Origin of the sequence: Blastococcus sp. CT_GayMR19 (genome assembly GCF_004570385.1) — a bacterium.
GTDB lineage: Bacteria > Actinomycetota > Actinomycetes > Mycobacteriales > Geodermatophilaceae > Blastococcus_B.
Window position 1 is genome coordinate 120,867 of sequence record NZ_SPQL01000005.1, and the last position, 25,921, is coordinate 146,787.

The following is a 25,921-nucleotide window of genomic DNA, read 5'->3' on the forward strand; positions in this document are numbered from 1 at the left end:
GTCCCGGCATTGCGCGTGCTGCAGCAGCCGCAATGCCGGAACACCACCGGCAAAGCGCCCCCGGAGCTACAGGCCGAGCGCCGTGGACATCTCCGCGCGGAGCTGGTCGAGCTCGTCCTCGCCGCGGCCGCGCGCCGCGATCAGCCCGGCGTCGTCGTGCACCGGCACCACCGTCTCCAGGTACGCCTTGAGCTTCGGCTCGGTGCCGCTGGGCCGCACGATCACGCGCACGCCGTCGCCGAGCAGCCGGACGGCGTCCACCGGCGGGTCCTCCAACGCAAGGTCGGCGAACGCCACCTCGCGGCCGAGCAGCGAGGACGGCGGCGCAGCACGCACCCGCTCCATCGCCCGGGAGATGAGCGTGAGGTCCTCGACCCGCACCGACAGCTGCCCGGTCACGAACAGCCCGTGTTCCCGGGCCAGCTCGTCCAGCCGGTCCAGCAGCGTCCGGCCGGACGCCTTCAGCTCCGCGGCGAGCAGCGCGACCGCGAGCGCAGCGGAGATCCCGTCCTTGTCCCGGACCACCGACGGCGCCACCGAGTATCCCAGCGCCTCCTCGTAGCCGTACACGAGCGGCGCCCCCACCGACCCCGCCCGCATGATCCACTTGAAGCCGGTCGGGGTCTCCTCCGACGGCACCCCGTGAGCGCCGGCGACCACGTGCATCAGCGAGCCGCTGACCAGCGACGACGCGTACGTGCCCCGCACACCCCGGCGCAGCAGCCAGTCGGCGAGCAGCGCGCCGACCTCGTCACCGGTCAGCTGGCGGCCGCCGCAGACGACGGAACAGCGGTCCGCGTCCGGGTCCTCGGCGATCGCCACGTCGGCAAGCACCCGGTCGGCCAGCGCCATCAGCAGGTCGACCGCGCCGGGTTCCTCCGGGTTGGGGAACGTGACGGTCGGGAACGCCGGGTCGGGCTCGTCCTGCTCGGGCACGCTGACCGGCGCGGCGAGCCCGGCGGCCGCGAAGACCGCCCGCGTCGTCTCCGCACCCACCCCGTGCATCGCCGTGTAGGCGACCGTCAGCGCGGACCGGTCGGCCACGGACGACGGATCGAGGGCGGCCACCACCGCGGACACGTAGTCGGCCTCGACCTCGTGCCCGAGGGTCTGCCACTCGTCGCTCAGCCGCACCTCCCGCGCCGGGCCCACCGCAGAGATCGCGGCCTCGATCTCCCGGTCGGCCGGCGGCACGAGCTGCGCGCCGTCGCCGAGGTAGACCTTGTAACCGTTGTCGTCCGGCGGGTTGTGGCTGGCGGTCACCATCACGCCGGCGACACAGCCCAGGTGCCGCACGGCGAAGGACAGCACCGGCGTCGGCAGCGCCTTCGGCAGCACCTGGACGGCGAACCCGGCGCCGGCCAGCACCTCCGCGCTGATCCGGGCGAACTCGTCGGACCGTCGCCGCGCGTCGAAGCCGATGACCACGCCACCGCCGGCGTGGCCGGTGTCGGAGAGGTGGCGCGCGAGCCCTGCCGCGGCCCGGGTCACGACGGCGGCGTTCATCCCCGCCGGCCCGGCCCGCAGCGGACCCCGCAGCCCCGCCGTCCCGAAGGTCAGCGGGCCGGCGAAGCGTCGGGCCAGTTCCTCGACGTCCTCCGCCTCGATCAGGGCCTCGATCTCGGCGCGGTCGCCGTCGTGCGGGTCGGCGTCGGCCCACTCGCGGGCGGTGGTGAGCAGCAGGTCGGCGGTCATCACCGGACCCCGCTGCCCGGCGCGATGTCGGCCCGCGGTGCGGGCGGGTCGAAGTTCTCGGCGTCGAACTCGGCCAGCGTGTACTCGCCGCCGACCCGCGCGTGCACGGGATCGGCGAGATCGGGCTCGCCCTGGGCCTCGATCAGCGCCTCCGCGTAGACCTCGGCGTCGTCGGCCGGCTCGTACCCGAGCGCGCGGGCGACCGTGAGGTCCCACCAGCGGCGGGTGTTGTCCGAGACGCCCCAGACGACGGAGAAGCCGGGGGACGGCGCCTTCAGCGCGGCGTCGACCAGGGAGACCGTGTCGGCGGGGGAGAGCCAGGTCGACAGGTGCCGGGTGGACGTCGGCTCCGCGAACGCGCTGCCGATGCGCAGGCAGACGACGTCCAGGCCGTACCGGTCGGCGTACAGCGAGCCGAGCGCCTCCATCGTCACCTTCGCGACGCCGTAGTAGGTGTCCGGCCGCGGCGGCGCGTCCGCCTCGGTCAGCAGGCCGGAACCGGGCCGCGGGGTGTACCCGGTCGCGTGGTTGCTGCTGGCGAGGACCACCCGGGGGACGCCGGCGCGCCGGGCCGCCTCCAGCACGCAGTAGGTGCCCTCGATGTTCGCGTGGCTGATGGCCGGCCACGTCGACTCACCGGAGATGCCGGCCATGTGCACGACGGCGGCCGCGCCCTGCGCGGCGTCGAGCATGGCGGCCAGGTCGGTGATGTCGGCGACGAGGTGCTCCTCGCCGGGGCGGACGTCGGTCACCGGGACGACGTCGAGGCAGCGCACCGCCCAGCCGCGCTCCGGCAGGCCGCCGCGCAGCCAGGTGCCGATCCGCCCGGCGGCTCCGGTGATCAGCACCGGCCCACTCATCAGACCCGCCCGATGAGCTGCACGAGGAACTGCCCCAGCCGGCCCGCGGCCGCCTTGCCCGCGGCCAGCACCTCCTGGTGGTCCAGCTTCTCGCCGGTGATGCCGGCCGCCGCATTGGTGACCATCGAGAGCCCGAAGACCTCCAGGCCGGCGGCGCGGGCGGCGATCGCCTCCAGGGCGGTGGACATGCCGACCAGGTCGGCGCCCATGGTCCGCAGCATCCGGATCTCGGCGGGGGTCTCGTAGTGCGGGCCCGGCAGCGCCGCGTAGACCCCCTCGGTCAGCGTCGGGTCGAGTTCCCGGGCGAGCGACCGCAGCCGCGCGGAGTACAGGTCGGTCAGGTCGACGAAGTTCGCCCCGACGAGCGGCGAGGTGGCGGTCAGGTTCAGGTGGTCGCTGATGACCACGGCCTGCCCGACGTGGTGGTCCGGCGCGAGCCCGCCCGCGGCGTTGGTGAGGACGACCGTCTGCACGCCCGCCGCGGCCGCCGTCCGCACGCCGTGCACGACCGGTTCGACACCGCGGCCCTCGTAGAAGTGCGTGCGGCCCAGGAACAGCAGCACCTTCCGGTCGCCCACCCGTACCGAGCGGACCTCGCCGCCGTGCCCGACGGCCGTCGGGGCCGCGAACCCGGGCAGTTCGCCGATGGCGACGCGGCCCTCGGCCGGGCCGAAGGCGTCCGCGGCCGGGGCCCAGCCGGAGCCCATCACCACCGCCACGTCGTGGGATCCGCCGAGCGCCGAGGAGAGGGCCTCGGCGGCCTGGGCGGCCAGGGTGGCGGGGTCGGTTCGGGAGGCCTGGTTCACGCGGGGACGCTAACGCAGCACCGGAAGACGGTGTGCGGCGCTGGGCCCGCGCACGGAGGATGGGCCGATGCCTGGCACGGCGAGCGACCGGGGGCCGCAGCCCACGCTGACGGGTCGGCACGTCCGGCTGCGGCCGTGGCGGCCCGACGACGTCGACGCCGTGCACGCCGCCTGCCAGGACCCCGACATCCAGCGCTGGACGCAGGTGCCGGTTCCCTACGCGCGGGAGTATGCGGAGGGCTTCGTGCGCGTCGCGGCGCCGGACACGTGGGCCGCGGGCGGCGCGCTGTTCGCCGTCGAGCCGCGCGACGGCGGGCCACTGGCCGGCAGCATCGGCCTGTTCCCCCCGCGCGACGGCTTCGCCGAGGCCGGCTACTGGACGGCGCCCGGGTCCAGGGGCCGGGGGTTCACCGCGGAAGCGCTCCGGTTGCTGAGCCGGTGGGCCTTCGATCCGTGCGGACTGCGCCGGGTCGAGCTGCTCGTCGACCCGGGCAACGCGGGCTCGCGCGGGGTGGCGGAGCGCGCCGGTTTCCGCGCCGAGGGGACCGTCCGGCAGCGGTTCCTGCACCGCGGGCGGCCGAGCGACGTCGTCCTGTATGCCCTCCTGGCGACGGACCCGCGTCCGGCGCCCTGATCACCGGCAGGAGTGATCCTGCCCGGCCGGGGGGTGGCACCCCCTGATCGAACCTAGACTTCCGACGTGCAGATCCCGTTCGAGTCCTCGGAGCGCGCCAGCCTCGGCGTGGAGTGGGAGCTGCAGCTCATCGACCGGGAGACCCGCGAGCTGTCCGCGGGCGCTGTGGAGATCCTCGAGGAGATCCGGCCCGACGGCGCCGAGGAGCACCCCAAGGCGAAGCACGAGCTGCTCCAGTCGACGATCGAGATCATCACCGGCATCTGCACGACCGTCGAGGAGGCCAAGACCGACCTGGCGGGGACCCTCGCCGAGGTCGCGGCCGCCGCCGACCGTCGGGGCCTGGGCCTCATGTGCGCGGGCACCCACCCGTTCACCGACTGGCAGACCCAGCTCATCTCGCCGAAGGAGCGCTACCTCCAGCTCGTCGAGCGGATGCAGTGGCTCGCCCGGCGGCTGCAGATCTTCGGCGTCCACGTGCACGTCGGCGTCCGGTCGCCGGAGAAGGCGATCCCCGTCGTCAACGCGCTCTGCCAGTACCTGCCGCACTTCCTGGCGCTCTCGTCGTCCTCCCCGTTCTGGGTCGGCTGCGACACCGGGCTGGCGTCCTCGCGCACCAAGGTCTTCGAGTCCATGCCGACGGCGGGGCTGCCCTACCAGCTGTCGGGCTGGGACGAGTTCGAGACCTACATGGAGACGCTGATCTCCACGAACTCGATCCAGAGCGTGCGCGAGGTGTGGTGGGACGTCCGGCCGCACCCGGGCTTCGGCACCGTGGAGCTGCGGATCTGCGACGGCCTGCCGACCCTCGACGAGATCGGTGCGGTCGCCGCCCTGACGCAGTGCCTGGTCGAGCAGTTCGACACCCAGCTCGACCGCGGCTACACCCTGCCGACGCCCGCGAGCTGGATCCTGCGCGAGAACAAGTGGCGGGCGGCCCGCTACGGCCTCGACGCCGACGTGGTCATCGACGAGAAGGGCACGGTCCGGCCGGTCCGCCAGGCGCTCCTCGACCTCGTCGAGGACCTCACGCCGACGGCGAAGCGGCTGGGCTGCGAGGCGGAGCTCGCCGACGTCGAACGCGTCATGGCCGTCGGGGCCTCCTACCAGCGGCAGCGCGCGGTGGCCGCCGCCACCGGCGGGGACCTGCGCGCGGTCGTCGACAGCCTCCTCGGCGAGATGCGGGACGGCCTGCCCGCCACCGCCCCGGCCGGCGGTCCGACCGGGCCCGTCCCCGGCCCGGCCGACTGCGGGGGAGGACACGCGGCATGAACCCCGTCGTCGAGAAGCTGGGTGCCGCGGTCGACGAGTGGGTCGAGAAGAACAACGCCCAGCTCGTGTCCACCCGGCGGCACCTGCACGCCCATCCGGAGCTGGCCTTCGCCGAGTTCGAGACGACGTCCTACCTCGAGCAGCGGCTCCGCGAGGTCGGGCTCAAGCCGCGGCGGCTGCCGACGGGCACCGGGCTGGTCTGCGATGTGGGATCGGATGCGGCGGGTGGGGGACCGATGGTCGTCCTCCGCGCCGACATCGACGCCCTCCCGCTGCCCGACCAGAAGGACGTGCCCTACGCGTCCACCAAGGAGGGCCTCTGCCACGCCTGCGGCCACGACGTGCACACGACCGTCGCCCTGGGCGTCGCCATGGCGCTGGCGACGCTCGACGGGCTGCCCGGCACCGTGCGGGTGATCTTCCAGCCCGCGGAGGAGACCATCCCGGGCGGAGCCACCGAGGTCGTCGCCTCCGGCGTGCTCGACGGCGCCTCGCGGGCGTTCGCCCTGCACTGCGACCCGTCCGTGCCCGCGGGCACCGTGGGGCTGCGCACGGGGGCCATCACGGCTGCCTGCGACCGGATCGACATCACGCTGACCGGCCCCGGCGGGCACACCGCGCGCCCGCAGCTCACCGTCGACCTGGTCGACGCCCTCGGGCGGCTGATCACCGACCTGCCCGGTCTGCTCTCCCGGCAGGTCGATCCCCGGTCGGGCATGTCCCTGGTCTGGGGGGCGGTCAACGCGGGCATCGCGGCCAACGCCATCCCGCAGCGCGGCTCGCTGCGGGGCACCGTCCGGGTGCTCGACCGCGAGCTGTGGAAGGACGCCGAGAACCTCATGCGCTCGCTCGTCGAGCGGGTCGCGGCGACGACCGGGGCCGACGTCGACGTCGACTACGTCCGCGGCCTGCCGCCCGTGGTCAACGACCCGCGGGCGGTCGCCCTGATGCGCGCCGCCGCGCTGGAGACGGTGGGCCACGACCACGTGGTGGTGTCGCCGCAGAGCATGGGGGGCGAGGACTTCGGCTGGTTCGCCGACGTCATGCCCATCGCGCTCGCCCGGCTGGGCACCCATCCCGGTGGGCCGCCGCTGGACCTGCACCGGGGCACCTTCGACGTGGACGAACGGGCGATCGGGGTCGGCATCCGCCTGCTCGCGCGCACCGCCCTGCACGCCCTGGAGGCCGACGCCCTGAGCGATCCCGCCGGCCCTCCCGCACCCCCGCGCACACGGCGCCCCGCACCCGGGGACACTTCTGCACGACGAGCCGTCGAAAGGGAACCCGACGATGCGTTCCACCGACCAGCAGACCGCCACGCCGGCTGACACCGACGCGCAGATCCCGGCCGAGCACGAGGTGCCGGAGACCCTGGCCCTCGCCGGGGAGTTCGATCCCGTCACGCGGGAGCAGTGGCGCGAGCTCGTGGCCGGCGTGCTGCGCAAGGCCGGGCGGGAGGACCTGCCCGATCCGGTCGAGGACGCGCTGAGCCGCACGGTGGCCACCGGGGTCAGGGTCGCGCCGCTCTACACGGCCGAGGACGCCGGTGACCTGCCGAGCGCCGTGGGCGTCCCGGGCGTCGCTCCGTTCGTCCGTGGGGCCCGGGCCGGCGTGGCTCCGGAGAGCGGGGCGCCCGCCGGCTGGGACATCCGGCAGCGGCACGCGCACCCGGACGTCGCCGTCACGAAGGAGGCGATCGCCGCCGACCTGGAGAACGGCGTCACCTCGCTGTGGCTCGTGCTCGGCGAGGGCGCGATCCCGGTCGGCTCGCTGGGCGAGGTGCTGGACGGCGTCCTGCTCGACCTGGCGCCGGTGACCGTGCAGGGCGGGGCGCCGGCCGCCGAGGCGTTCCTGTCCCTGGTGGAGGGGCGCACCGACCTGGCGCCGGGGAGCTCGCTGGGCCTCGACCCGCTCGGCGTGCACGCCGCCGGTGGGCAGGCGCAGGACCTCTCCGGACTGGCGGACGTCGCCCGGCGGGCGGCCGCTCATGCCGGCCTGCGCACCGTCGTCGTCGACGCGACCGTCTTCCACGACGCGGGCGCCTCGGCCGTGGAGGAGCTCGGCTGCTCCATCGCCGCCGGGGTCGCCTACCTGCGGGCGCTGACCGAATCGTCGCCCGCCCGCCCAGGGCTGAGCGTCGACGAGGCGTTCGGCCAGCTGGAGTTCCGCTACGCCGCGAGCGCCGACCAGTTCACGACGATCGCCGGGCTGCGCGCCGCCCGCCGGCTGTGGGACCGGGTCGGCGAGGAGAGCGGCGCCTCGCCCGAGGCCCGCGCCCAGCGGCAGCACGCCGTCACCTCCTCGGTGATGACGACGAAGCGCGATCCCTGGGTCAACCTGCTGCGCACGACGGTCGCGGGCTTCGCCGCAGGCGTGGGCGGCGCCGACGTCGTCACCGTCCAGCCGTTCGACGCCGCGCTCGGCCTGCCCGACGCGTTCTCCCGCCGCATCGCCCGGAACACCCAGAGCCTGCTGGTCGAGGAGGGGCACCTGGCGCGGGTGCTGGATCCGGCCGGGGGGTCCTGGTACGTCGAGTCGCTGACCGACTCCCTCGCCGGGGCCGCCTGGGACCTGTTCACCGAGATCGAGCGGGCCGGCGGGCTCCCGGCGGCCCTCGACTCGGGCCTGGTGCGGGACCGGATCGGTGCCGCGTGGGACGCCCGCGCGAAGCGGCTCGCCACCCGGAAGGACCCGGTCACCGGCGTCAGCGAGTTCCCGAACCTGGCCGAGAAGCTGCCCTCGCGCGAGCCCGCCGCCGAGGTGCTGCCGACGGGTGGCCTGCCGCGCGTCCGGGCCGCGCAGGAGTTCGAGGAGCTGCGCGACGCCGCGGACGCCGCCGGGCAGCGGCCGACGGTCTATCTCGCGACCATCGGACCGATCGCGCGGCACACGGCACGGGCGTCGTTCGCCGGCAACCTGTTCCAGGCGGGCGGCCTCGGGACGCCGTCCGGGGACGGTGCCGCGGGCTTCGCCGAGGCGGCGACGACGGTCGCCTGCATCTGCGGCACCGACAAGGACTACACCTCGTCCGCTGCCGGGCTGGCCGCCGAGCTCGAGGCCGCGGGTGCGAACCAGGTCTGGCTGGCGGGCAAGCCCGATCTGGGGATCGACGGCGTCGACGGGTACGTGTTCGCGGGGTGCGACGCCCTCGCGACGCTCCGGAGGGTGCACGATGAACTGCTCGGCCAGAATGGCCATTTCGGCCCTGAAGGAGGCCAGGCATGAGCGCCATCCCCGACTTCGGTTCCGTCCAGCTGGGCCGCCCCGCCGCGGGCGGGGCTGACCACGATGCCTGGGCCAAGGCGTTCAAGGAGGGCACCGGCCGCGGCGTCGAGGAGTCGACCTGGGAGACGCCCGAGGGCATCGCCGTCCCGCCGCTGTTCACCCCGGCCGACCTCGACGGGCTGGACTTCCTGGACACGCTGCCCGGCCTGCCGCCGTTCCTGCGCGGGCCCTACCCGACGATGTACACGACCCAGCCGTGGACGGTCCGGCAGTACGCCGGGTTCTCCACCGCGACGGAGTCCAACGCGTTCTACCGGCGCAACCTGGCCGCCGGTCAGAAGGGCCTGTCGGTGGCCTTCGACCTGCCGACCCACCGCGGCTACGACTCCGACCACCCGCGGGTGCCCGGCGACGTCGGCATGGCGGGTGTGGCCATCGACTCGATCCTGGACATGCGGCAGCTGTTCGACGGCATCCCGCTGGACCGGATGAGCGTGTCGATGACCATGAACGGCGCCGTCCTGCCGGTGCTCGCGCTCTACGTCGTCGCCGCGGAGGAACAGGGCGTGTCGCCCGACAGGCTCACGGGGACGATCCAGAACGACATCCTCAAAGAGTTCATGGTGCGGAACACCTACATCTATCCGCCCAAGCCCTCGATGCAGATCATCAGCGACATCTTCGCGTTCACCTCGCAGCAGATGCCGCGGTTCAACTCGATCTCGATCTCCGGCTACCACATCCAGGAGGCCGGGGCGACGGCCGACCTGGAGCTGGCCTACACCCTCGCCGACGGCGTCGAGTACCTGCAGGCGGGCGTCGCCGCCGGGATGGACGTCGACGCGTTCGCGCCCCGGCTGTCGTTCTTCTGGGGCATCGGCATGAACTTCTTCATGGAGGTCGCCAAGCTCCGGGCCGGACGCCTGCTGTGGGCGAAGCTGGTGCACGTGGCGGGGGCGAAGAACCCCAAGTCGCTGTCGCTGCGCACCCACTCGCAGACCTCGGGCTGGTCGCTGACCGCGCAGGACGTCTACAACAACGTCGTCCGCACCTGCCTGGAGGCGATGGCCGCCACCCAGGGGCACACCCAGTCGCTGCACACCAACGCGCTGGACGAGGCGCTGGCCCTGCCCACCGACTTCTCCGCGCGGATCGCCCGCAACACCCAGCTGCTGCTCCAGCAGGAGTCGGGGACGACGCGCGTGATCGACCCGTGGGGTGGCTCGGCCTACGTCGAGCGGCTGACCTACGACCTGGCCCGCCGCTCCTGGGCGCACATCGAGGAGGTCGCCGAGCACGGCGGCATGGCGCAGGCCATCAGCGACGGCATCCCGAAGCTGCGGATCGAGGAGGCCGCCGCGCGCACCCAGGCGCGCATCGACTCCGGCCGCCAGCCGGTGATCGGCGTCAACAAGTACCGGGTCGAGGCCGACGAGGCCATCGAGGTGCTGCGCGTGGACAACGCCGACGTCCTCGCCCAGCAGAAGGCCAAGCTGGCGGAGCTGCGCGCCTCCCGCGACGCCGGCGCCGTGCAGGACGCGCTGGGCCGGCTCACCGACGCGGCCCGCGCGGCCGCCGAGGGACGGCGGGGGAGCGACCTGGACTCGAACCTGCTCAAGCTCGCGGTCGACGCGGCCCGGGCCAAGGCGACCGTCGGCGAGATCTCCGACGCGCTGGAGGCGGTCTACGGGCGGCACGCCGGCCAGGTGCGCACCATCTCCGGTGTGTACCGCGAGGAGGCAGGAGCATCCGGGCCCTTGGACGAGACCCGCCGCATGGCCGAGGCGTTCGAGGAGTCCGAGGGCCGCCGCCCGCGGATCCTGGTCGCGAAGATGGGCCAGGACGGCCACGACCGCGGCCAGAAGGTGATCGCGACCGCGTTCGCCGACCTCGGCTTCGACGTCGACGTCGGCCCGCTGTTCCAGACGCCGGACGAGGTCGCCCGCCAGGCGGTGGAGGCCGACGTGCACGTGGTCGGCGTCTCCTCGCTCGCCGCCGGGCACCTCACCCTGGTCCCGGCGCTGAAGACGGCGCTGGCCGAGCTCGGTGCCGACGACGTGCTGATCGTGGTGGGGGGCGTCATCCCGCCCGACGACGTCCCGACGCTCAAGGAGATGGGTGCGGCCGCGGTGTTCCCGCCCGGCACGGTCATCGCCGAGGCGGCGCAGGAACTGCTGCGCACGCTGTCCTCCCGCCTCGGCCACCCGTGATCAGGGCCATCAGCGTGCTTCTGGCCCTTCGGGGTGCGCGCTGAGACGGGTGATCGACGTCCCGGCGCTCGCGGAAGGCGTGCTGGCGGGGGACCGGCGGGTGATGGCGCGCGCCATCACGCTGGTGGAGTCGCGCCGCGCCGACCACCGCGCGCTGGCCCAGCAGCTGCTCGTCGAGCTCCTGCCGCACGCCGGGGGTGCGCGGCGGGTCGGCATCAGCGGGGTGCCCGGCGTCGGCAAGTCGACCTTCATCGACGCACTCGGGGTGGCGCTGACCGCGGCCGGCTCGAAGGTGGCGGTGCTGGCGGTCGACCCGTCGTCGGCCCGGTCGGGCGGCTCGATCCTCGGTGACAAGACGCGCATGTCGCGGCTCGCCGTCGACCCGGACGCGTTCATCCGGCCCTCGCCGACCTCGGGCACGCTCGGCGGGGTCGCGCAGGCCACGCGGGAGTCGATGGTCGTCGTCGAGGCGGCCGGCTACGACGTCGTCCTGGTGGAGACCGTCGGCGTCGGGCAGTCCGAGATCGCCGTCGCCGAGATGGTCGACTCGTTCCTCTTCCTCACCCTCGCCCGCACCGGCGACCAGCTGCAGGGCATCAAGCGCGGGATCCTCGAGATCGCCGACGTCATCGCCGTCAACAAGGCCGACGGGCCAGGGGCGGTGGACGCCCGCAAGGCGGCGCGCGAGCTGGCCGGCGCGATCCGGATGCTGCGCGGGCACGTCGAGGGCGGCTGGGACGTGCCGGTGCTGACCTGTGCGGGCCTCACCGGCGAGGGGCTGGACGTCGTCTGGGCCAAACTGGTCGAGCACCAGGACCGGATGACGGCCTCGGGGGCGTTCGAGGAGCGGCGCCGCACCCAGCAGGTGCGCTGGACCTGGCAGCTCGTGCGCGACGGGCTCGAGCACCAGCTGCGCGAGCACCCGGGCGTGCGCGCGGCCGTGCCCGAGCTGGAGAAGGCGGTGCTCTCCGGTGAGCTGACCCCCGCGCTGGCGGCGCAGCAGATCCTGCAGACGTTCCTCGCGGCTCCCGGCGAGGCGCCCGCCGTCAGCTCGTGACGCGCTCGGGCGAGAACAGCAGCCGGCCGCCGAGGAAGTTCAGCGGAGCGGTCACCGCGACGGTGACCACGGCCGTGGTGAGCGAGGACGGCTCCCACAGGGCCGTCATTCCCTGCACGACGGCGAGGCCGACGGCGTAGACCAGCAGGTACCAGCCGGCGAACGCGGCACCGCGACGCCACGTGAGGCGGCTGCCGAAGACGACGGTCGCCGTCAGGGCGGTCGTGTACGCCAGCCCGAGCGCGAACACCACCGTGTAGGCCGCGCCCGGCGACAGCCACCGCTGGAGGACGACGAACAGCGCGAGCGTCACCAGGGTGTTGCTGCCCCCGACCAGCAGGAACCGGATCAGCTCCCCGTACCGGGCGCCGAGCGGTGCCCGGCGCGCGCCCGTGGCCGGGAGGGCCACCGCGGTGTCAGCCATGGTTGGCGACGAGCGCGGGGAAGCGCTCGTGGTGCATCGGCACCGCGCCGGGACGGCCCTTGCTGTTCTCGTAGGTCCGCCACACGTAGCTGCCGACGATGCCGAGTGCGAGCAGGATCAGGGAGCACAGCAGGAACAGCACCAACATCAGCGGGGTGTAGCCCGCGACCTGGACGTTGCCGCTGGCCCAGGCGGCGAAGACCGCGACGCCGGCGCACAGGGACCCCACCACGCCACACAGACCGGCGGTGATCAGCAGGGTGATGGGGAGGTCGGTGAACGAGAAGATGCTGTCGTTCATGTAGCGCAGCTTCTTCTTGAGCGTCCAGCCGCTCTTGCCCTCCTCGCGCTCCTGACGCTCGTAGGGCACCTCGGCCCGCCGGAACCCGAGCCAGTAGAGCAGGCCGATCAGGCTGGTGTTCGACTCCTGGAGCTGCAGGAGTTCGGTGACCACCTGTCGCGTGCAACCGAACATGTCGACGCCGCCGGCGGGCAGGTCCTTCTGCACGTACCGCCGGTAGAAGGCCCAGAACGCCCGTGAGGCCGTGGAGGACATGGCCGGGTCCTGGCGTGCGGTACGGACGCCGACCGCGACGTCGTACTCGCCCGTGCTCAGCTCCCGGAAGATGTCCTCCACGAGGGAGACCGGTTCCTGCAGGTCCGCGGCCATGACCGCGACGTACTCGCCCTGGGCGACGGCCAGGCCGGCCCGGACCGCCGCGAAGGACCCGTAATTGCGCGACAGCGTCACGAGCTGCGACTGCAGACCCGAGTCGGGGAGCAGCCGGCGCAGGAGGAGCAGCGAGCCGTCGGGGGAGCCGTCGACGACGAAGACCGCCTCGAACCCACCGTCGATCTCGTGGCTGAGGGTGGCCAGCCGCGAGATCAGGGCCGGGATCGTCGCCTCGTTGCCGTAGACGGGGACGACGACGGTGTAGGTCACCGCGACCTCCGCGGACGCGGGGCGCGCGACCTTCGGGTCGATCCGCTGCTGAGGGAGGACCACGGGCCCGGCGGCCTCGTGCCGGGCCATCAGGTCAGAGCTTGCGAAGGACATCGCACACCCTCTCGATCTCGGTCTCGGTCATCTCGGCGAAGCAGGGCAGCGTCAGGATCTGCGTGGCGGCCCGCTCCGTCACGGGCAGCTGCACGTCGGCGGTGGCGGAGGCGAGCACCGGCTGGCGGTGGTCGGGCACGGGGTAGTGGACGTCGGAGCGCACGCCGGCCTCGGCGAACGCGGCCCGGTCGCCCTCGCGGTCCTCGGTGATCATGACCGCGAGGTGGCCGACGTAGGCGGGGGAGTCCGTGGCGTTGCCGTGGACCATGCGGCGCGGCCCGGAGCCGAGCACCTCCGCGTAGCGGGCGACGATCTCGCGGCGCCGGGCGTTCCACGCGTCGAGGTGGGGGAGCTTCACGCGCAGCACGGCCGCCTGCAGCTCGTCGAGGCGGCTGTTGCGTCCGCGGGGTTCGGTCACCGTGTACTTCGAGGACCAGCCGTACTGACGCAGCCGGCGGACCAGCGCCGCCCGCTCGTCGTCGTTGGTCACGACGGCGCCGCCGTCGCCCAGGGCGCCGAGGTTCTTCGTCGGGAAGAAGCTGAAGGCGGCGACGTCACCGAGCGACCCGGCCGGGCCCTCCTCGTTGCGCGCGCCGGCGGCCTGCGCACAGTCCTCGACCAGCGCGACGCCGTGCGCGCGGCACAGGTCGCGGATGGGGGCGATCTCGGCCATCCGCCCGTAGAGGTGGGTGACCACGACGGCCTTGGTGCGCGGCGTGAGCGCCGGCTCGATCGTCGCGGCGGTCAGCAGCAGCGAACCGGGGTCGACATCGGCGAAGCGGGGCACGAGGCCGGCCTTCAGCGCGGCGGTCGCGGTGTACATGCTCGCGTTCGCGGCGGTCACGACCTCGTCGCCCGGCTGGCAGCCGACGCTGAGCAGGGCCAGTTCCAGGGCGTCGGTCCCGTTGGCGACGCCGACGCAGTGCGCGGCGCCGATCACGGTGGCGAACTCGCGCTCGAAGGCGTCGTGCTGCGGGCCGAGCACGTACCAGCCGCTCGAGAGCACCTCGTCCACGGCGGCGCGCAGCGGTGCTTCCAGTTCGAGGAAGCCCCGGCGGAGATCGTTGAGGGGTACGTCGGTCATGTCCGGAAGGGGCCTCTCATGAGCGCGGGTCGTCCAGCAGGCATCAGCGGCGGCCACGGGGTCGTGGTCCGGCCCGGGGCGGCGGTTGTCGCCCGACGCGGTTCAGGATCTGAATGCAGCTAACCACTCTGTAGTCGATCGGTCACTGTGACGAACCAGTTCTTCGACGCAGTCGCCTCTCTCGTCACACCCGCCTCTGCGGTTCAGCGGTGACGGATCGTGTCCCCGATTTCACGTACCGTCCGTGACGGCACATCACTGATGGCGGTCTCGTGCCCCGCCGGCGCGATCGAGCGCCCGGACGGTGCGCCGGAGCTTCTGTGATCGCTCTCCCGAGGAAGGCCGACCTGTGCTCGACACTCGGGCAACCGACGTTCTGGAAACGGGCCAGTCCGCCCCGTCGCGCCTGCGGCGGGAGCGAGGCCTCATCGGCGCTGCGCTCGCCACCATCGTCTTCCTGCAACCAGCGACGTCGACCTTCCACTACGACGCGGGGTACTACTGGAACCTGTCGAAGGCCCTGGTCGGCGGTGGCAGCTTCGTCGGCGACGGGGCACTCGCGCTGCGCGGCGTACTCACCGGATTCCTCTACCTGCCCGCGGCCGTGATCACCGAGGCCGGGGGGAACTCTCTCGCCGGGATCGCCGTCCTCGCGGAGAACTCGGTCCTCATCGCGGTCATCGGCGTGGTGCTCATCCCCGCGCTGGTGGCGCTCTGGCGGCCGGTGACCGTGCCGGTCGTGGTCGTCTCGGCTGTCGGGGCCGGAGTCACCCTCGCCGGCTTCGCGCCCTTCCCGTTGACCGATCTCTGGGCGGCTGCGCTGCTCCTGATCACCGTCATCGCTCTGGGACGACGCACGGCGCCCTGGTTGCTCGTGGCCGGCCTGGCCGGCGGCGCGGCCTTCAACATCCGCCCGGCGTCGCTCCTTCCGCTGGCCGCCGTCGGGCTGGCGGTCCTCGTGGCCCGCCGCTGGTCCGGCATCCTGTTCGGGCTCGGCGTTGCCGTCGCTCTCGTCCCCCAGGTGCTGCTCAACGCCTGGCGCGGGAGCACCTGGACGCCCTGGCCGGAGATGACCGGTTTCCTCACCACGCTCCAGTCGTCCTACGCGGCCTACGTCGTCCGGTACGACACGGTGTTCGCGGGTCCGGTCGGCTCCGGGCCCATCGAGGAACCGCGACGGATGTACTGCAGCCCGGCCATGGCAGAGGCGGTGAACGGCAATGTCCCGTCGTCGCCGGGCGACCTGGCGGGCACGCTTCTTGCCCACATGCCACAGTCGCTGGTCTTCTCAGCGCAGAAGATCGGTGCGGCATTGCACTGGCCGCTTGCGACTCCGTACGCAGCGCCGGCCCCCGGCGTGAATGCGCTGTTCGCACTGCTGGTGACAGCCGTGGCCGTGATCGGCGCTGCGGCGCTGCTGCGACGGGTCGCCCGAGCGGGAAGGGACGCCTCGCTCGCGCAGGCCGCCGCTGTGATCGCGTGGGCATCGTCGGTGGTGACGCTCGCGACGTCGACGACCGAGGCGAGGTTCGCCCTGACGCTGGTCGTGTTCGGTATCGCCGGGTGCGCACTGCTGGCCGCGGACGGATTCCGGCCGGGCAGTGCCCCGCCCCGGGCGTGGGTCGCCGGTGCCCTCGTCGCGATCGTGGCCCTCTTCGGAGTGGGTCACATCGGCCTGGGGCACCCGCTCGAGGGCGTCGTCACCGCGGCGGAGTGTGCCGACAGCTGAGCCGGGAGGCGCTTCCGCACGCGCGGCTCGTTCCGCGCCTGCCGCGGTGCTCGCCGTGCTGGCGGAGATCAGGGACCGGTGGAGCGGCACTCCCGGGAGCGGAGCGCCGTGACGTAGTCGGTGGGTGCCCCGGCGGCCTCGGCGGCGTCGGCGATCCCGCCCAGGTGCCGGGCCGAGGGCAGCCCGCCCTCGAAGGCGTCCAGCACGTAGACGTAGGCCACCGCGTCGCCGGTCAGGGTGTGCACGCGCAGGTGCACCCGGCGGTAGAGGCCCGAGTCGGCACCCTCCCAGGCGTCGAGCGCCCGCTCGTCGGCCTCGGTGAGGTCGTAGAGCGCCACGAAGACGGCGTGCTGCTCGTCGGGGACGAGGGTCGCCATCGCCCCCTCCCAGCCGTACTCCTCGGCCCCGAAGGTGAGCCGCCAGCCCTGGATCCAGCCCGTGCCGGTGTGCGGTGAGGAGGGGCAGCGGCTCAGCATCTGGGTCGGGTCCATGTTCGACCCGTACGCGGCGTAGAGACCCATTCGGCCGAGACTAACGACCGGATCCGGCAGGCCCGAGGACGGCGGTTCCACGTTCGGGGGGCGCGCCGGGGAGAATGACCCCCCGACCGTCCGCTCAGCACCGGGGAAAGGGCCCATGACCCGCATCGTGATCATCGGTGGCGGACCGGCCGGCTACGAAGCCGCGCTGGTCGCCGCACAGCTCGGGGCCGAGGTCACCGTCGTCGAACGCGACGGCATCGGGGGCGCCAGCGTGCTCACCGACTGCGTCCCCTCGAAGACGTTCATCGCCGCCGCCGGCGCCATGACCTCCGTGCGCGACTCCGCCGTCCTCGGGCTGCAGGGCGCCGACCTCGCGACGGTCGCGCTCGACCTGGCCACGGTCAACCACCGGGTCAAGGGGCTGGCGATGGCCCAATCGGCCGACATCCACGCCCGCCTGACCGGCGAGGGGGTCCGGATCGTGTCCGGGCAGGGGCGGCTGGCCGACGAGGTCCGCGGCCTCGCGGCCCACCGCGTGCAGGTGCTGGACGCCGACGGCGCGGTGACCGAGGAGCTGGAGAGCGACGTCGTCCTCATCGCGACCGGCGCCGACCCGCGGGTGCTGCCCGGTGCCGAGCCCGACGGCGAGCGGATCCTCGACTGGCGCGACGTCTACGACCTCGAGGAGATGCCCGAGCACCTCGTCGTCGTCGGCTCCGGCGTGACCGGCGCCGAGTTCGCCTCCGGATACCTCGAGGCCGGCGTCCCGGTCACGCTGGTCTCCTCCCGTGACCAGGTGCTGCCCGGTGAGGACGCCGACGCGGCGGCGGTGGTCGAGAAGGTCTTCCAGTCCCGCGGCGGACGGATCGCCGAGAAGGGACGGGCTGCGTCGGTCCGGCGCGCCGAGAAGGGCGTCGTCGTCGAGCTCACCGACGGGCGCACCGTCGAGGGCTCGCACGCGCTGATGACGGTCGGCACGGTGCCGAACACGTCGGGGCTGAACCTCGAGCACTGCGGGGTCGAGGTGACCTCCGCCGGGCACATCGTCGTCGACCGCGTCTCCCGGACGTCGGTCCCCGGCATCTACGCGGCGGGCGACGTCACGGGGGTCTTCCAGCTCGCCTCGGTCGCGGCCATGCAGGGCCGGATCGCCATGTGGCACGCCCTGGGTGAGGCGGTCAGCCCGATCAAGCTGAGGACCGTCTCGGCGAACGTGTTCACCCACCCGGAGATCGCCACCGTCGGCGTCCAGGAGAAGACCCTGACCGACGACCAGGACGTCGACGTCGTCCGGCTGCCGCTGGCCACGAACGCCCGCGCCAAGATGAGCGACCTCCACGACGGTTTCGTGAAGCTGTTCACCCGCCGCTCGACCGGCGTCGTCGTCGGCGGGGTGGTGGTCGCGCCCGGCGCCTCGGAGCTCGTGCTGCCGATCGCGCTGGCCGTGGCGAAGGGGCTGACCGCGGCCGACCTGGCCAACACCTTCTCCATCTACCCCTCCCTGTCGGGCTCCATCACCGAGGCCGGCCGGCGGCTGATGGGGGTCGACGACCTGTCCTGACGCGGGGCCGCTGGGCCCGTTGGGGGTCCAGTGCGCCGCTGCGACGGATGGGACGGAACTTTCGCCTTCAGAACCGTTCCACGGTGCCGACGGGCGCGAGCACCGCCGATTCAGAAGCAGATGTCTTCTGCTCGGGACGCTCTCGCCCCCTCCGGCCGGCTGCTGCGCTCCGTCGTGGTGGCCTCGGCCCTCGTGTGCTCCGCCGCCGTCTCGGCGGTGCTGCCCGGGGCCGTCGCCTCCGCCGACGAGGCGGCCGGGACCGCGGTCGTCGGTCGGCTCGTGCAGGTCTGGGCCGAGGGAAAGCACGACGACTCCGACCACGCAGCCGGTTCCGCCGCCGAGCGACCGCTGAGCTACGTCGAGACCAGCGCCGGGGACGCCGTCCGCGTCCCCACCGAGGACGTCGAGGCCTTCGAGGCCGGTGCGACCGTCTCGGTGACCGTCGGCGCGCAGGTGGACGACGAGGCCGCGAGCTCCCACGGCGTCGAGCCGGCCCGCGCGGTGCTGGCCAGCAGCTTCCTGGCGGGACCCAGCCAGCCGACCGCCCCGGCCGCGCCGGTCCGCGGGCTCACGAACGAGGTGACCGTCGTCCTCGTCGCGCCGGCCGGTGCCGAGGAGGACACCACCGTCCTGGCGGACGTCGTCCGGGCCGTGGACGGGCCGGTCGCCGACTTCTGGGCCGAGCAGAGCGACGGCGCCATCCGGGTCGGCGTCACGGCGTCGCAGGACTGGACGACGACCACGGAGGGATGCGCCGACCCGATGAAGCTGTGGGACGAGGCCGGCGCGAAGGCCGGTTTCCAGCCCGGCCCCGGGAAGCACCTCATGCTGTACGTCACCGAGGCGGCGGCGGACTGCGCGTACGCCCTCGCCGAGGTCGGCGGCGACGCCGCGACCGGCGGGCGGCTGTACGTGCGGGACACGCTTCCGTCGGTGATCGGCCACGAGCTGGGCCACAACTTCGGCCTGGGGCACTCCTCGGGCCGGCAGTGCGATGCGGCCGTGGAGACCGGCAGCTGCCGCACGGCGGCCTACCGCGACTACTACGACGTCATGGGGGTCTCCTGGGGCCAGCTCGGCTCGCTGAACGCGGCGCAGGCGGCGCGGCTGGACGTGCTGCCCGAGGCCCAGGTGCAGTCGCTGTCGGGCCAGAGCCCGACCACGACCGTCACCCTGGCGCCGCTGGGTGGCCGGGTCGGCACGCGCGCGGTGCGGCTGACCGACGCCGACGGCATCGACTACTGGCTCGAGTACCGGACGGCGACCGCCCGCGACGCGTGGCTCGGGACGGGGAACTCCTACCGGCTGGACTCCGGCGTGCTGCTGCGCCAGGCCGGCACGAACCTGCCCGACACCTCCCTGCTCCTGGACGGCACGCCGGCGGCCGCCGCCGACTGGGACGCCGACCTGCAGTCGGCGCTCCCGGTCGGCGCCGCCGTCCCGGTCTCCGGCGGGAACTTCACCGTGGTGGTCCGCAGCGTATCGGCCGCGGGCGCCGTCATCGACATCACGCCCGCGCCGACGGCGGCGGGCAGCCCGGCGCCGCAGCCGCGCACCGGCCGTGGCCAGGTGCTGCCCGGCGTGACGGTCGCCGAGGGTGCCGCCCCGGCCGTCCTCCCGTTCACGGCCCCGGAGTTCGCCCCGGCCCGGTCGGGCACGCCGTTCCTGGAGCCGGCCGCCGGGACGACGTGGGGCGCCGGATGGCTCGTGCCGGCTGCCGGGTCGGTGCTGGTCGGGGCCGCGCTGGTCGGCCTCCGCATCGCCCGGAAGCCGCGGATCCGGGTCCGCTGACCGCTGGGCCTATCCGGCGGCGTCGGCGATCGTGCAGATGACCGCGCCGCTGGTGACAGCGGCTCCCACCTCGGCCGAGAGGCCCGAGACCGTGCCCGCCTTGTGCGCGGCGATCGGCTGCTCCATCTTCATCGCCTCGAGGACGACGATCAGGTCGCCGGCCTCCACGGTCGCGCCGTCCTCGACGGCGACCTTGACGATCGTGCCCTGCATCGGCGACGTCAGGTCATCCCCCGAGGCGGCCGAGCCGCCGTGCCCGCCCCCGCGTCTGCGGGGCTTGGCCGCCGCACCCGGGGCGGTCCCTCCGGCCGCCAGCCCGGCGGGCAGGGAGACCTCGAGCCGCCGTCCGCCGACCTCGACGACGACGGTCTGCCGGGGCGCCTCCTCGTCCTGCTCCGCCGGCGCGGCGTCGTAGGGCTGCACCTGGTTGTCCCACTCGGTCTCGATCCAGCGCGTGTGCACCGAGAACGGCTCGCTGATGAACGCCTCGTCCCGGACGACCGCCCGGTGGAAGGGGATCACCGTGGGCATGCCCTCGACGATCAGCTCGTCGAGTGCCCGGCGGGCGCGCTGGAGCGCCTCCTCGCGGGTCGCGCCGGTGACGATGAGCTTGGCCAGCATCGAGTCGAACGCCCCCGCGACCTCGCCGCCCGTCGCCACGCCGGAGTCCCAGCGCACGCCGGGCCCCTGCGGGATCTCCAGGCGCTGGACCGGCCCCGGGGCCGGCATGAAGTTGCGGCCGGGGTCCTCGGCGTTGATCCGGAACTCGAAGCTGTGGCCGCGCGGCGCCGGGTCCTCGGTGATCTGCAGCTTCTGGCCGTCGGCGATCCGGAACTGCTGGCGGACCAGGTCGATGCCGGCGGTCTCCTCGCTGACCGGGTGCTCCACCTGGAGGCGGGTGTTGACCTCGAGGAAGGAGATCGAGCCGTCGTTGCCGACCAGGTACTCCACGGTGCCGGCGCCGACGTAGTTCGCGCCCCGGCAGATCGCCTTCGCCGAGGAGTGGATCTCGGCCCGCTGCTCATGGGTGAGGAACGGCGCGGGCGCCTCCTCGACCAGCTTCTGGTTGCGCCGCTGCAGCGAGCAGTCGCGGGTGCCGACGACGACGACGGTGCCGTGCGTGTCGGCCAGCACCTGGGCCTCGACGTGCCGCGGCTTGTCGAGGAACCGCTCGACGAAGCACTCGCCCCGGCCGAAGGCGGACACGGCCTCGCGGACGGCGGAGTCGAACAGCTCGGGGATCTCCTCGATGGTCCGGGCGACCTTCAGCCCGCGGCCGCCGCCGCCGAAGGCCGCCTTGATCGCCACCGGCAGCCCGTGCGCTTGCGCGAACGCGACCACCTCGTCGGCGTCCTTGACCGGGTCCTTGGTGCCCGGGACCAGCGGGGCACCGGCCGCCATGGCGATGTGCCGGGCCTGCACCTTGTCGCCGAGCGCGATGATCGCGTCGGGGGAGGGGCCGATCCAGGTCAGACCGGCGTCCACGACGGCCTGCGCGAACTCGGCGTTCTCCGACAGGAAGCCGTAGCCGGGGTGGATCGCGTCGGCGCCCGACGCCTTCGCCGCCTCGATGATCTTGTCGATGACGAGGTAGGAGTCGCCGGGCGTCGTGCCGCCCAGGGCGAAGGCCTCGTCGGCCACCCGCACGTGCAGCGCGTCCCGGTCGGGCTCGGCGTAGACGGCGACGCTGGTGAGGCCCTCGTCCTTGCAGGCGCGCGCGACGCGCACCGCGATCTCACCGCGGTTGGCGATCAGGACCTTCTGCACCGGCGTCTCTTCCTCTCGGGTCGAACCTTCGGACGGTGGTTCGCGGGCCTGGCGCGCAGGACCGCGGGACGGACGACGGTCAGCGGCGCCAGAGATCGGTGATGGCGAGACCCCGCTTGCTCAGCTGGGTGCGCAGGAGGGTCAGCGACAGCCCGACGACCGCGGCGGGGTCGCCCTCGACCCGGCGCACGAACGGCGACCCGAGACCGTCGAGGGTGAACGCGCCGGCGACGGCCAGCGGCTCGCCGGTCGCCAGATAGGCCTCCAGCTCCTGCGGGGTCGGGGAGGCGAAGTAGACGACGGTCGAGGCGACCGCGATGTCGCGGCTGACGACCGAGCCGTCCTGCACGTCGAACAGCGCCTGACCGGTGTGCAGGATCCCCGAGTGGCCGCTCATCCGCCGCCACCGCTCGCGGGCCTCCGCGGCGTCCGCCGGCTTCCCCAGGGGCTTGCCGGAGAACTCCAGCAGGGAGTCGGCGCCGATGACCAGCGCGTCCTTCTCGTTCTTCGCCACCTCCGCGGCCTTGGCCGCCGCGAGCAGCGCGACCTGCTCGGCCACCCGGGGTGCGCGCACTGCCGACTCGTCGACGCGGCTGACCACCACCTCCGGGGCGAGCCCGGCCTGCCGCAGCAGCGAGAGCCGGGCCGGCGACGCCGAGGCGAGCACGAGCCTGCGTTGCGTGGTCATGCGGGCCTCCCTGATGCCTGCCAGCCGCCGTCGCCGTGGCGCAGCGGGCGGCGGTGGGTTGCTGCGTGGGACGCCCACGCGCCGATCGGCACCGGCCGGCGGCGGGTGCGGCGCTGCGACAGGGCGGCCACGACGACGGTCAGCGCGGCCAGGTCTTCCGCCGTCGGCTCGCCCTTGACGACCCGGAGCAGGGGACGTTCGTCGCTCACGACGGACTCCCGGTGTCGTCCGGAGTGGAGGCCCGAAGGGTCTCCGGGATCGGACGACGAAGCGGCTCCACGCAGGTGGGGGACGGCACCTGGTCGCGGTGTCGTCCGGAGGACGACAGTGTCATCGTCACAGCGGGATGTTCCCGTGCTTCTTGGGCGGCAGCGTCTGGCGCTTGTTCGCCAGCACGCGGAGCGCCTTGGTCACCTGCACGCGGGTGTGCGACGGCGGGATGACGGCGTCGACGTAGCCCCGGTCCGCGGCGATGTAGGGATTGGCGAGGGTGTCCTCGTAGTCGGCGATCAGCTCGGCGCGACGGGCGTCCGGATCGTCCGCTTCGGCGAGCTCCTTGCGGTAGAGGATCCCGACCGCGCCCTGCGCCCCGACGACGGCGATCTGCGCGCTCGGCCAGGCGAGGTTCACGTCGGCGCCCAGGTGCTTGGAACCCATGACGTCGTAGGCGCCGCCGTAGGCCTTGCGGGTGATCACGGTGACCAGCGGGACGGTCGCCTCGGCGTAGGCGTAGATGAGCTTGGCGCCGCGCCGGATGATGCCCTCCCACTCCTGCGACGTCCCGGGGAGGAAGCCGGGGACGTCGACGAAGGTGAGCACCGGGAGGTTGAAGGCGTCGCACGTGCGCACGAACCTGGCCGCCTTCTCGCTGGCGTCGATGTCCAGGGTGCCGGCGAACTGGGTGGGCTGGTTGGCCACGACCCCCACCGGCCGGCCCTCGACCCGGCCGAAGCCGACCAGGATGTTCGGCGCGAACAGCGGCTGCACCTCGAGGAACTCGCCGTCGTCGACGACGTGCTCGATCACGGTGTGCATGTCGTAGGGGGTGTTCGTCGAGTCGGGGATGAACGTGTCGAGCTCGAGATCGGAGTCGGTGAGGGCGTCCGGCAGGACCGTCTCCACCGGTGCGACGTCGAGCGCCGGCAGCGGGTCGAGGTTGTTGCTCGGGAGGTAGGACAGCAGCGCCTTCACGTAGTCGAGGGCGTCGGACTCGTCCTCGGCGAGGTAGTGGGCGACGCCGGACTTCGTGTTGTGCGTGCGCGCCCCGCCGAGCTCCTCGAGGGTGACCTCCTCGCCGGTGACGGTCTTCACGACGTCGGGCCCGGTGATGAACATCTGGCTGGTCTTGTCGACCATCACGACGAAGTCGGTGAGGGCGGGGGAGTAGACGTGCCCACCTGCCGCCGCTCCCATGACCAGGGAGATCTGCGGGATGACGCCGGAGGCGTGCACGTTGCGCCGGAAGATCTCGCCGTACAGGCCGAGGGAGACCACACCCTCCTGGATGCGTGCGCCGCCGCCCTCGTTGATGCCGATCACGGGGCAGCCGTTCGACACGGCGAAGTCGAGGATCTTCACGATCTTCTCGCCGTAGACCTCCCCGAGGCTGCCACCGAAGACCGTGACGTCCTGAGAGAAGACCGCGACGGGCCGCCCGTCGACGGTGCCGTACCCGGTGACGACGCCGTCGCCGAAGGGCCGCTTGGCGTCCATGCCGAAGTTGCCCGAGCGGTGCCGCGCGAACTCGTCGAACTCGGTGAAGGAGCCCGGATCCAGCAGGGCCTCGATGCGCTCCCGGGCGGTCATCTTCCCCGCGGCGTGCTGCTTCTCCACGGCACGCTCGGAGCCGGCGTGCGTCGCCTCCTGCACGCGACGCTCGAAGTCGGCCAGCTTTCCGGCGGTGGTGTGGATGTCGACGTCGTCGGGCACGTGCTCCCCGGCACTCTCCAGCTCGGCACTGCTCACACGTTCTCCTCGCTGACGCTCGTCGGCCGCGTTCGCGTCGCTGCTCTGCTCATGCGTGATCTCGCAAGCTCGATCACGGGCCGTAGCGTAAGGGAGTGCCCGAATCCTCCTTCTCCCGCTGGTCGGATCTGGACCGGCCACGGCTCGACGCTCCCTCCCTCGGCGCGGTGCTCACCCGGGACAGCCGGTTGTGGCGCTCGCTCGAGGTGGTCGAGGAGATCGGCTCCACCAACGCCGAGCTGATCGGCCGCGCCGCCGATCCCTCCGAGGGCGGTGCCCCGGAGGGGACGGTCCTCGTCGCCGAGCACCAGGTCACCGGCCGCGGCCGGCTCGACCGGGTCTGGGCCTCCCCGCCGCGCGCGGGGCTCACCGTCTCCTTCCTCCTGCGGCCCGAGGTGCCGGCCGCCCGCAAGGGCTGGCTGCCGCTGCTCACCGGCGTCGCACTGGCCGAGTCGGTCAGCGAGGTGACGGGCGTCCTGCCCTCGCTCAAGTGGCCCAACGACCTGCTGGCCGCCGACGGCCGGAAGCTCGCCGGGATCCTCGCCGAGACCGTGACACGCCCCCACCCGCCCGCGGTCGTGGTGGGCACCGGCCTCAACGTCTCGACCACGGCGGAGGAGCTGCCGGACACGGGGACGTCGCTGGCGCGGATCACCGGGGGGACCGTGGACCGGGGCACGGTCCTGCTGGCCTTCCTCCGGGCCGTCGAGCAGCGGTACCGGCGCTGGGTCGACGTCCTCGGGGATCCGGTCTCCTCGGGCCTGGCCCAGGACTACCTCGCCTGGTCCTCCACGGTCGGGACGGAGGTCGCCGTCGCCCTGCCCGACGGCTCGACCCTGGAGGGCACCGCGCAGGCGGTGGACTGGGACGGCCGGCTCGTCGTCGCCACCGCCGAGGGCACGGTCGAGCTCGCGTCCGGGGACGTGCGGCACGTGCGCCGCGTGTGACGGCCGGGACGCTCCCGCTGCCGCACACGCGCGCGAGAGCCGGGCGGGCGGCGCCGGGTGCGTCATCCTGGCGGTATGCCGTATCCGGACAAGCTGCTGGGCGAGGACGAGGAGATCGTCCAGCACCTGCACCCGCACTGGCTCACCGTCTTCTGGCCGGTCGTGCGGTTCCTGCTGATCGTCGGTGCGGCCTCCTTCGCGCTGGCCGTGATCCCCGCCGGCCCGCAGCAGGGCATCGTCCGGATGCTCGTCCTCGCGCTCGCCGTCCTCCTCCTGCTGGTCGCCGTGGTCGTTCCGGTGCTGCGCTGGCGGACGACCCACTACGTGATCACGACGCACCGGCTGCTGTTCCGGGAGGGCATCCTGACCCGCCGCGGCCGCGACCTCGCCCACTCGCGGATCACCGACGTCTCCTTCACCCAGACGCTGTGGGAACGGATCATCAACTCCGGCACGGTCACCATCCAGACGGCCGAGAGCGCCACGGTGCTCAGGCGGATCCCGGACAGCGACGGCGTCCAGCAGCTCCTCAACCACATGGTCGAGGAGGACTCGGACCGCCGGGCCCAGGAGAGCGCCGGCTACATCCGGGGTGACCACGGCGAGGGTGCCGGCACCCGGTTCCGGGGCGAGACGGGGTACTCCACCGCGCTGCTCTGACCGTGCC

Annotated in this window: 22 protein-coding genes; 11 read left to right on the forward strand and 11 right to left on the reverse strand. The window is 73.4% G+C overall.

Annotation, left to right across the window (positions count from 1 at the left end; translation table 11 throughout):
- Window positions 1-66 precede the first annotated feature (66 nt).
- The 3 genes from E4P39_RS09270 to E4P39_RS09280 are packed head-to-tail and all read right to left on the reverse strand — an operon-like array spanning window position 67 to window position 3,361.
- Window positions 67-1,695: a phospho-sugar mutase gene (locus E4P39_RS09270; RefSeq protein ID WP_135136149.1), complete on the reverse strand. Its 1,629-nt coding sequence runs from the start codon at window positions 1,693-1,695 to the stop codon at window positions 67-69.
- Window positions 1,695-2,543, reverse strand: a complete 849-nt coding sequence (locus tag E4P39_RS09275) for an NAD(P)-dependent oxidoreductase (RefSeq protein ID WP_245159728.1) — start codon at window positions 2,541-2,543, stop codon at window positions 1,695-1,697. Before E4P39_RS09275 ends, E4P39_RS09270 begins: the two co-directional genes overlap by 1 nt.
- A gap of 11 nt (window positions 2,544-2,554) precedes the next feature.
- Entirely contained in the window at window positions 2,555-3,361 is an 807-nt protein-coding gene (locus E4P39_RS09280; RefSeq protein WP_135136153.1) for a purine-nucleoside phosphorylase, read from the reverse strand.
- Window positions 3,362-3,428: 67 nt separating this feature from the next.
- On the opposite strand from E4P39_RS09280, the gene E4P39_RS09285 reads away from it, so the two are divergent.
- The 6 genes from E4P39_RS09285 (at window position 3,429) to meaB (ending at window position 11,759) form a co-directional block, all read left to right on the forward strand.
- Window positions 3,429-3,995, forward strand: coding sequence for a GNAT family protein (locus tag E4P39_RS09285; RefSeq protein ID WP_135136155.1), 567 nt, complete (start codon window positions 3,429-3,431; stop codon window positions 3,993-3,995).
- A 66-nt stretch (window positions 3,996-4,061) separates the two neighbouring features.
- Window positions 4,062-5,267, forward strand: a complete 1,206-nt coding sequence (locus tag E4P39_RS09290) for a glutamate--cysteine ligase (RefSeq protein WP_135136157.1) — start codon at window positions 4,062-4,064, stop codon at window positions 5,265-5,267.
- Window positions 5,264-6,595, forward strand: coding sequence for an amidohydrolase (locus tag E4P39_RS09295; protein WP_135136159.1), 1,332 nt, complete (start codon window positions 5,264-5,266; stop codon window positions 6,593-6,595). The genes E4P39_RS09290 and E4P39_RS09295 overlap by 4 nt, the downstream gene beginning before the upstream one ends.
- Window positions 6,558-8,492 (forward strand): methylmalonyl-CoA mutase subunit beta, encoded by a 1,935-nt coding sequence (locus E4P39_RS09300; RefSeq protein ID WP_135136160.1) that lies wholly within the window; start codon window positions 6,558-6,560, stop codon window positions 8,490-8,492. The genes E4P39_RS09295 and E4P39_RS09300 overlap by 38 nt, the downstream gene beginning before the upstream one ends.
- Window positions 8,489-10,702, forward strand: a complete 2,214-nt coding sequence (scpA, locus tag E4P39_RS09305; protein WP_135136162.1) for a methylmalonyl-CoA mutase — start codon at window positions 8,489-8,491, stop codon at window positions 10,700-10,702. Before E4P39_RS09300 ends, scpA begins: the two co-directional genes overlap by 4 nt.
- A gap of 49 nt (window positions 10,703-10,751) precedes the next feature.
- Window positions 10,752-11,759 (forward strand): methylmalonyl Co-A mutase-associated GTPase MeaB, encoded by a 1,008-nt coding sequence (gene meaB / locus E4P39_RS09310; protein WP_245159729.1) that lies wholly within the window; start codon window positions 10,752-10,754, stop codon window positions 11,757-11,759.
- On the opposite strand, the gene E4P39_RS09315 is transcribed toward meaB, so the two are convergent.
- From E4P39_RS09315 to E4P39_RS09325, 3 genes are read right to left on the reverse strand one after another with little or no spacing between them, the layout of a single operon-like run.
- Window positions 11,749-12,183, reverse strand: a complete 435-nt coding sequence (locus E4P39_RS09315) for a GtrA family protein (RefSeq protein ID WP_135136164.1) — start codon at window positions 12,181-12,183, stop codon at window positions 11,749-11,751. The genes meaB and E4P39_RS09315 overlap by 11 nt on opposite strands.
- Complete coding sequence (locus E4P39_RS09320; protein ID WP_135136166.1) at window positions 12,176-13,216, reverse strand: glycosyltransferase family 2 protein; 1,041 nt, start codon at window positions 13,214-13,216, stop codon at window positions 12,176-12,178. The genes E4P39_RS09315 and E4P39_RS09320 overlap by 8 nt, the downstream gene beginning before the upstream one ends.
- Before the next feature lie 4 nt (window positions 13,217-13,220).
- Window positions 13,221-14,324: a DegT/DnrJ/EryC1/StrS family aminotransferase gene (locus tag E4P39_RS09325; protein WP_135136168.1), complete on the reverse strand. Its 1,104-nt coding sequence runs from the start codon at window positions 14,322-14,324 to the stop codon at window positions 13,221-13,223.
- A gap of 349 nt (window positions 14,325-14,673) precedes the next feature.
- Between E4P39_RS09325 and E4P39_RS09330 the strand changes: the two genes are divergently transcribed.
- Complete coding sequence (locus E4P39_RS09330; RefSeq protein ID WP_135136170.1) at window positions 14,674-16,053, forward strand: hypothetical protein; 1,380 nt, start codon at window positions 14,674-14,676, stop codon at window positions 16,051-16,053.
- A 68-nt stretch (window positions 16,054-16,121) separates the two neighbouring features.
- Here E4P39_RS09330 and E4P39_RS09335 read toward each other — a convergent pair whose 3' ends face one another.
- Complete coding sequence (locus E4P39_RS09335; protein WP_135136172.1) at window positions 16,122-16,574, reverse strand: gamma-glutamylcyclotransferase family protein; 453 nt, start codon at window positions 16,572-16,574, stop codon at window positions 16,122-16,124.
- 115 nt (window positions 16,575-16,689) lie between these two features.
- Between E4P39_RS09335 and E4P39_RS09340 the strand changes: the two genes are divergently transcribed.
- The gene (locus E4P39_RS09340; RefSeq protein ID WP_135136174.1) at window positions 16,690-18,096 is read left to right on the forward strand and encodes an NAD(P)H-quinone dehydrogenase; all 1,407 of its coding nucleotides are present in this window, start codon (window positions 16,690-16,692) and stop codon (window positions 18,094-18,096) included.
- Between the two features lie 120 nt (window positions 18,097-18,216).
- Window positions 18,217-19,887, forward strand: coding sequence for a hypothetical protein (locus E4P39_RS09345; protein WP_135136175.1), 1,671 nt, complete (start codon window positions 18,217-18,219; stop codon window positions 19,885-19,887).
- Between the two features lie 9 nt (window positions 19,888-19,896).
- Here the strand turns inward: E4P39_RS09345 and E4P39_RS09350 are convergent, their stop codons facing one another.
- The 4 genes from E4P39_RS09350 to E4P39_RS09365 form a co-directional block, all read right to left on the reverse strand.
- Window positions 19,897-21,654, reverse strand: coding sequence for a biotin carboxylase N-terminal domain-containing protein (locus E4P39_RS09350; protein WP_135136177.1), 1,758 nt, complete (start codon window positions 21,652-21,654; stop codon window positions 19,897-19,899).
- Between the two features lie 79 nt (window positions 21,655-21,733).
- Window positions 21,734-22,342 (reverse strand): Maf family protein, encoded by a 609-nt coding sequence (locus E4P39_RS09355; protein ID WP_135136179.1) that lies wholly within the window; start codon window positions 22,340-22,342, stop codon window positions 21,734-21,736.
- On the reverse strand, window positions 22,339-22,551 hold the full coding sequence (locus E4P39_RS09360; RefSeq protein WP_135136181.1) for an acyl-CoA carboxylase subunit epsilon: 213 nt from the start codon (window positions 22,549-22,551) through the stop codon (window positions 22,339-22,341). Before E4P39_RS09360 ends, E4P39_RS09355 begins: the two co-directional genes overlap by 4 nt.
- Before the next feature lie 127 nt (window positions 22,552-22,678).
- Window positions 22,679-24,307, reverse strand: coding sequence for an acyl-CoA carboxylase subunit beta (locus E4P39_RS09365; RefSeq protein WP_135136183.1), 1,629 nt, complete (start codon window positions 24,305-24,307; stop codon window positions 22,679-22,681).
- A 95-nt stretch (window positions 24,308-24,402) separates the two neighbouring features.
- Between E4P39_RS09365 and E4P39_RS09370 the strand changes: the two genes are divergently transcribed.
- Window positions 24,403-25,254 (forward strand): biotin--[acetyl-CoA-carboxylase] ligase, encoded by an 852-nt coding sequence (locus tag E4P39_RS09370; protein WP_135136185.1) that lies wholly within the window; start codon window positions 24,403-24,405, stop codon window positions 25,252-25,254.
- 75 nt (window positions 25,255-25,329) lie between these two features.
- Complete coding sequence (locus E4P39_RS09375) at window positions 25,330-25,914, forward strand: PH domain-containing protein (protein WP_135136187.1); 585 nt, start codon at window positions 25,330-25,332, stop codon at window positions 25,912-25,914.
- The last annotated feature ends 7 nt before the right edge of the window (window positions 25,915-25,921 follow it).

What these genes read in the sequence shown, in the direction of transcription:
- E4P39_RS09320 (WP_135136166.1), bottom strand. Translation starts at nt 13,216, where the DNA reads ATGGCCCGGCACGAGGCCGCCGGGCCCGTGGTCCTCCCTCAGCAGCGG.
- E4P39_RS09270 (WP_135136149.1), bottom strand. Translation starts at nt 1,695, where the DNA reads ATGACCGCCGACCTGCTGCTCACCACCGCCCGCGAGTGGGCCGACGCC.
- E4P39_RS09300 (WP_135136160.1), top strand. Translation starts at nt 6,558, where the DNA reads ATGCGTTCCACCGACCAGCAGACCGCCACGCCGGCTGACACCGACGCG.
- E4P39_RS09285 (WP_135136155.1), top strand. Translation starts at nt 3,429, where the DNA reads ATGCCTGGCACGGCGAGCGACCGGGGGCCGCAGCCCACGCTGACGGGT.
- E4P39_RS09325 (WP_135136168.1), bottom strand. Translation starts at nt 14,324, where the DNA reads ATGACCGACGTACCCCTCAACGATCTCCGCCGGGGCTTCCTCGAACTG.
- E4P39_RS09340 (WP_135136174.1), top strand. Translation starts at nt 16,690, where the DNA reads ATGACCCGCATCGTGATCATCGGTGGCGGACCGGCCGGCTACGAAGCC.
- scpA (WP_135136162.1), top strand. Translation starts at nt 8,489, where the DNA reads ATGAGCGCCATCCCCGACTTCGGTTCCGTCCAGCTGGGCCGCCCCGCC.
- E4P39_RS09295 (WP_135136159.1), top strand. Translation starts at nt 5,264, where the DNA reads ATGAACCCCGTCGTCGAGAAGCTGGGTGCCGCGGTCGACGAGTGGGTC.
- E4P39_RS09315 (WP_135136164.1), bottom strand. Translation starts at nt 12,183, where the DNA reads ATGGCTGACACCGCGGTGGCCCTCCCGGCCACGGGCGCGCGCCGGGCA.
- E4P39_RS09375 (WP_135136187.1), top strand. Translation starts at nt 25,330, where the DNA reads ATGCCGTATCCGGACAAGCTGCTGGGCGAGGACGAGGAGATCGTCCAG.
- E4P39_RS09345 (WP_135136175.1), top strand. Translation starts at nt 18,217, where the DNA reads ATGTCTTCTGCTCGGGACGCTCTCGCCCCCTCCGGCCGGCTGCTGCGC.
- E4P39_RS09355 (WP_135136179.1), bottom strand. Translation starts at nt 22,342, where the DNA reads ATGACCACGCAACGCAGGCTCGTGCTCGCCTCGGCGTCGCCGGCCCGG.
- E4P39_RS09335 (WP_135136172.1), bottom strand. Translation starts at nt 16,574, where the DNA reads ATGGGTCTCTACGCCGCGTACGGGTCGAACATGGACCCGACCCAGATG.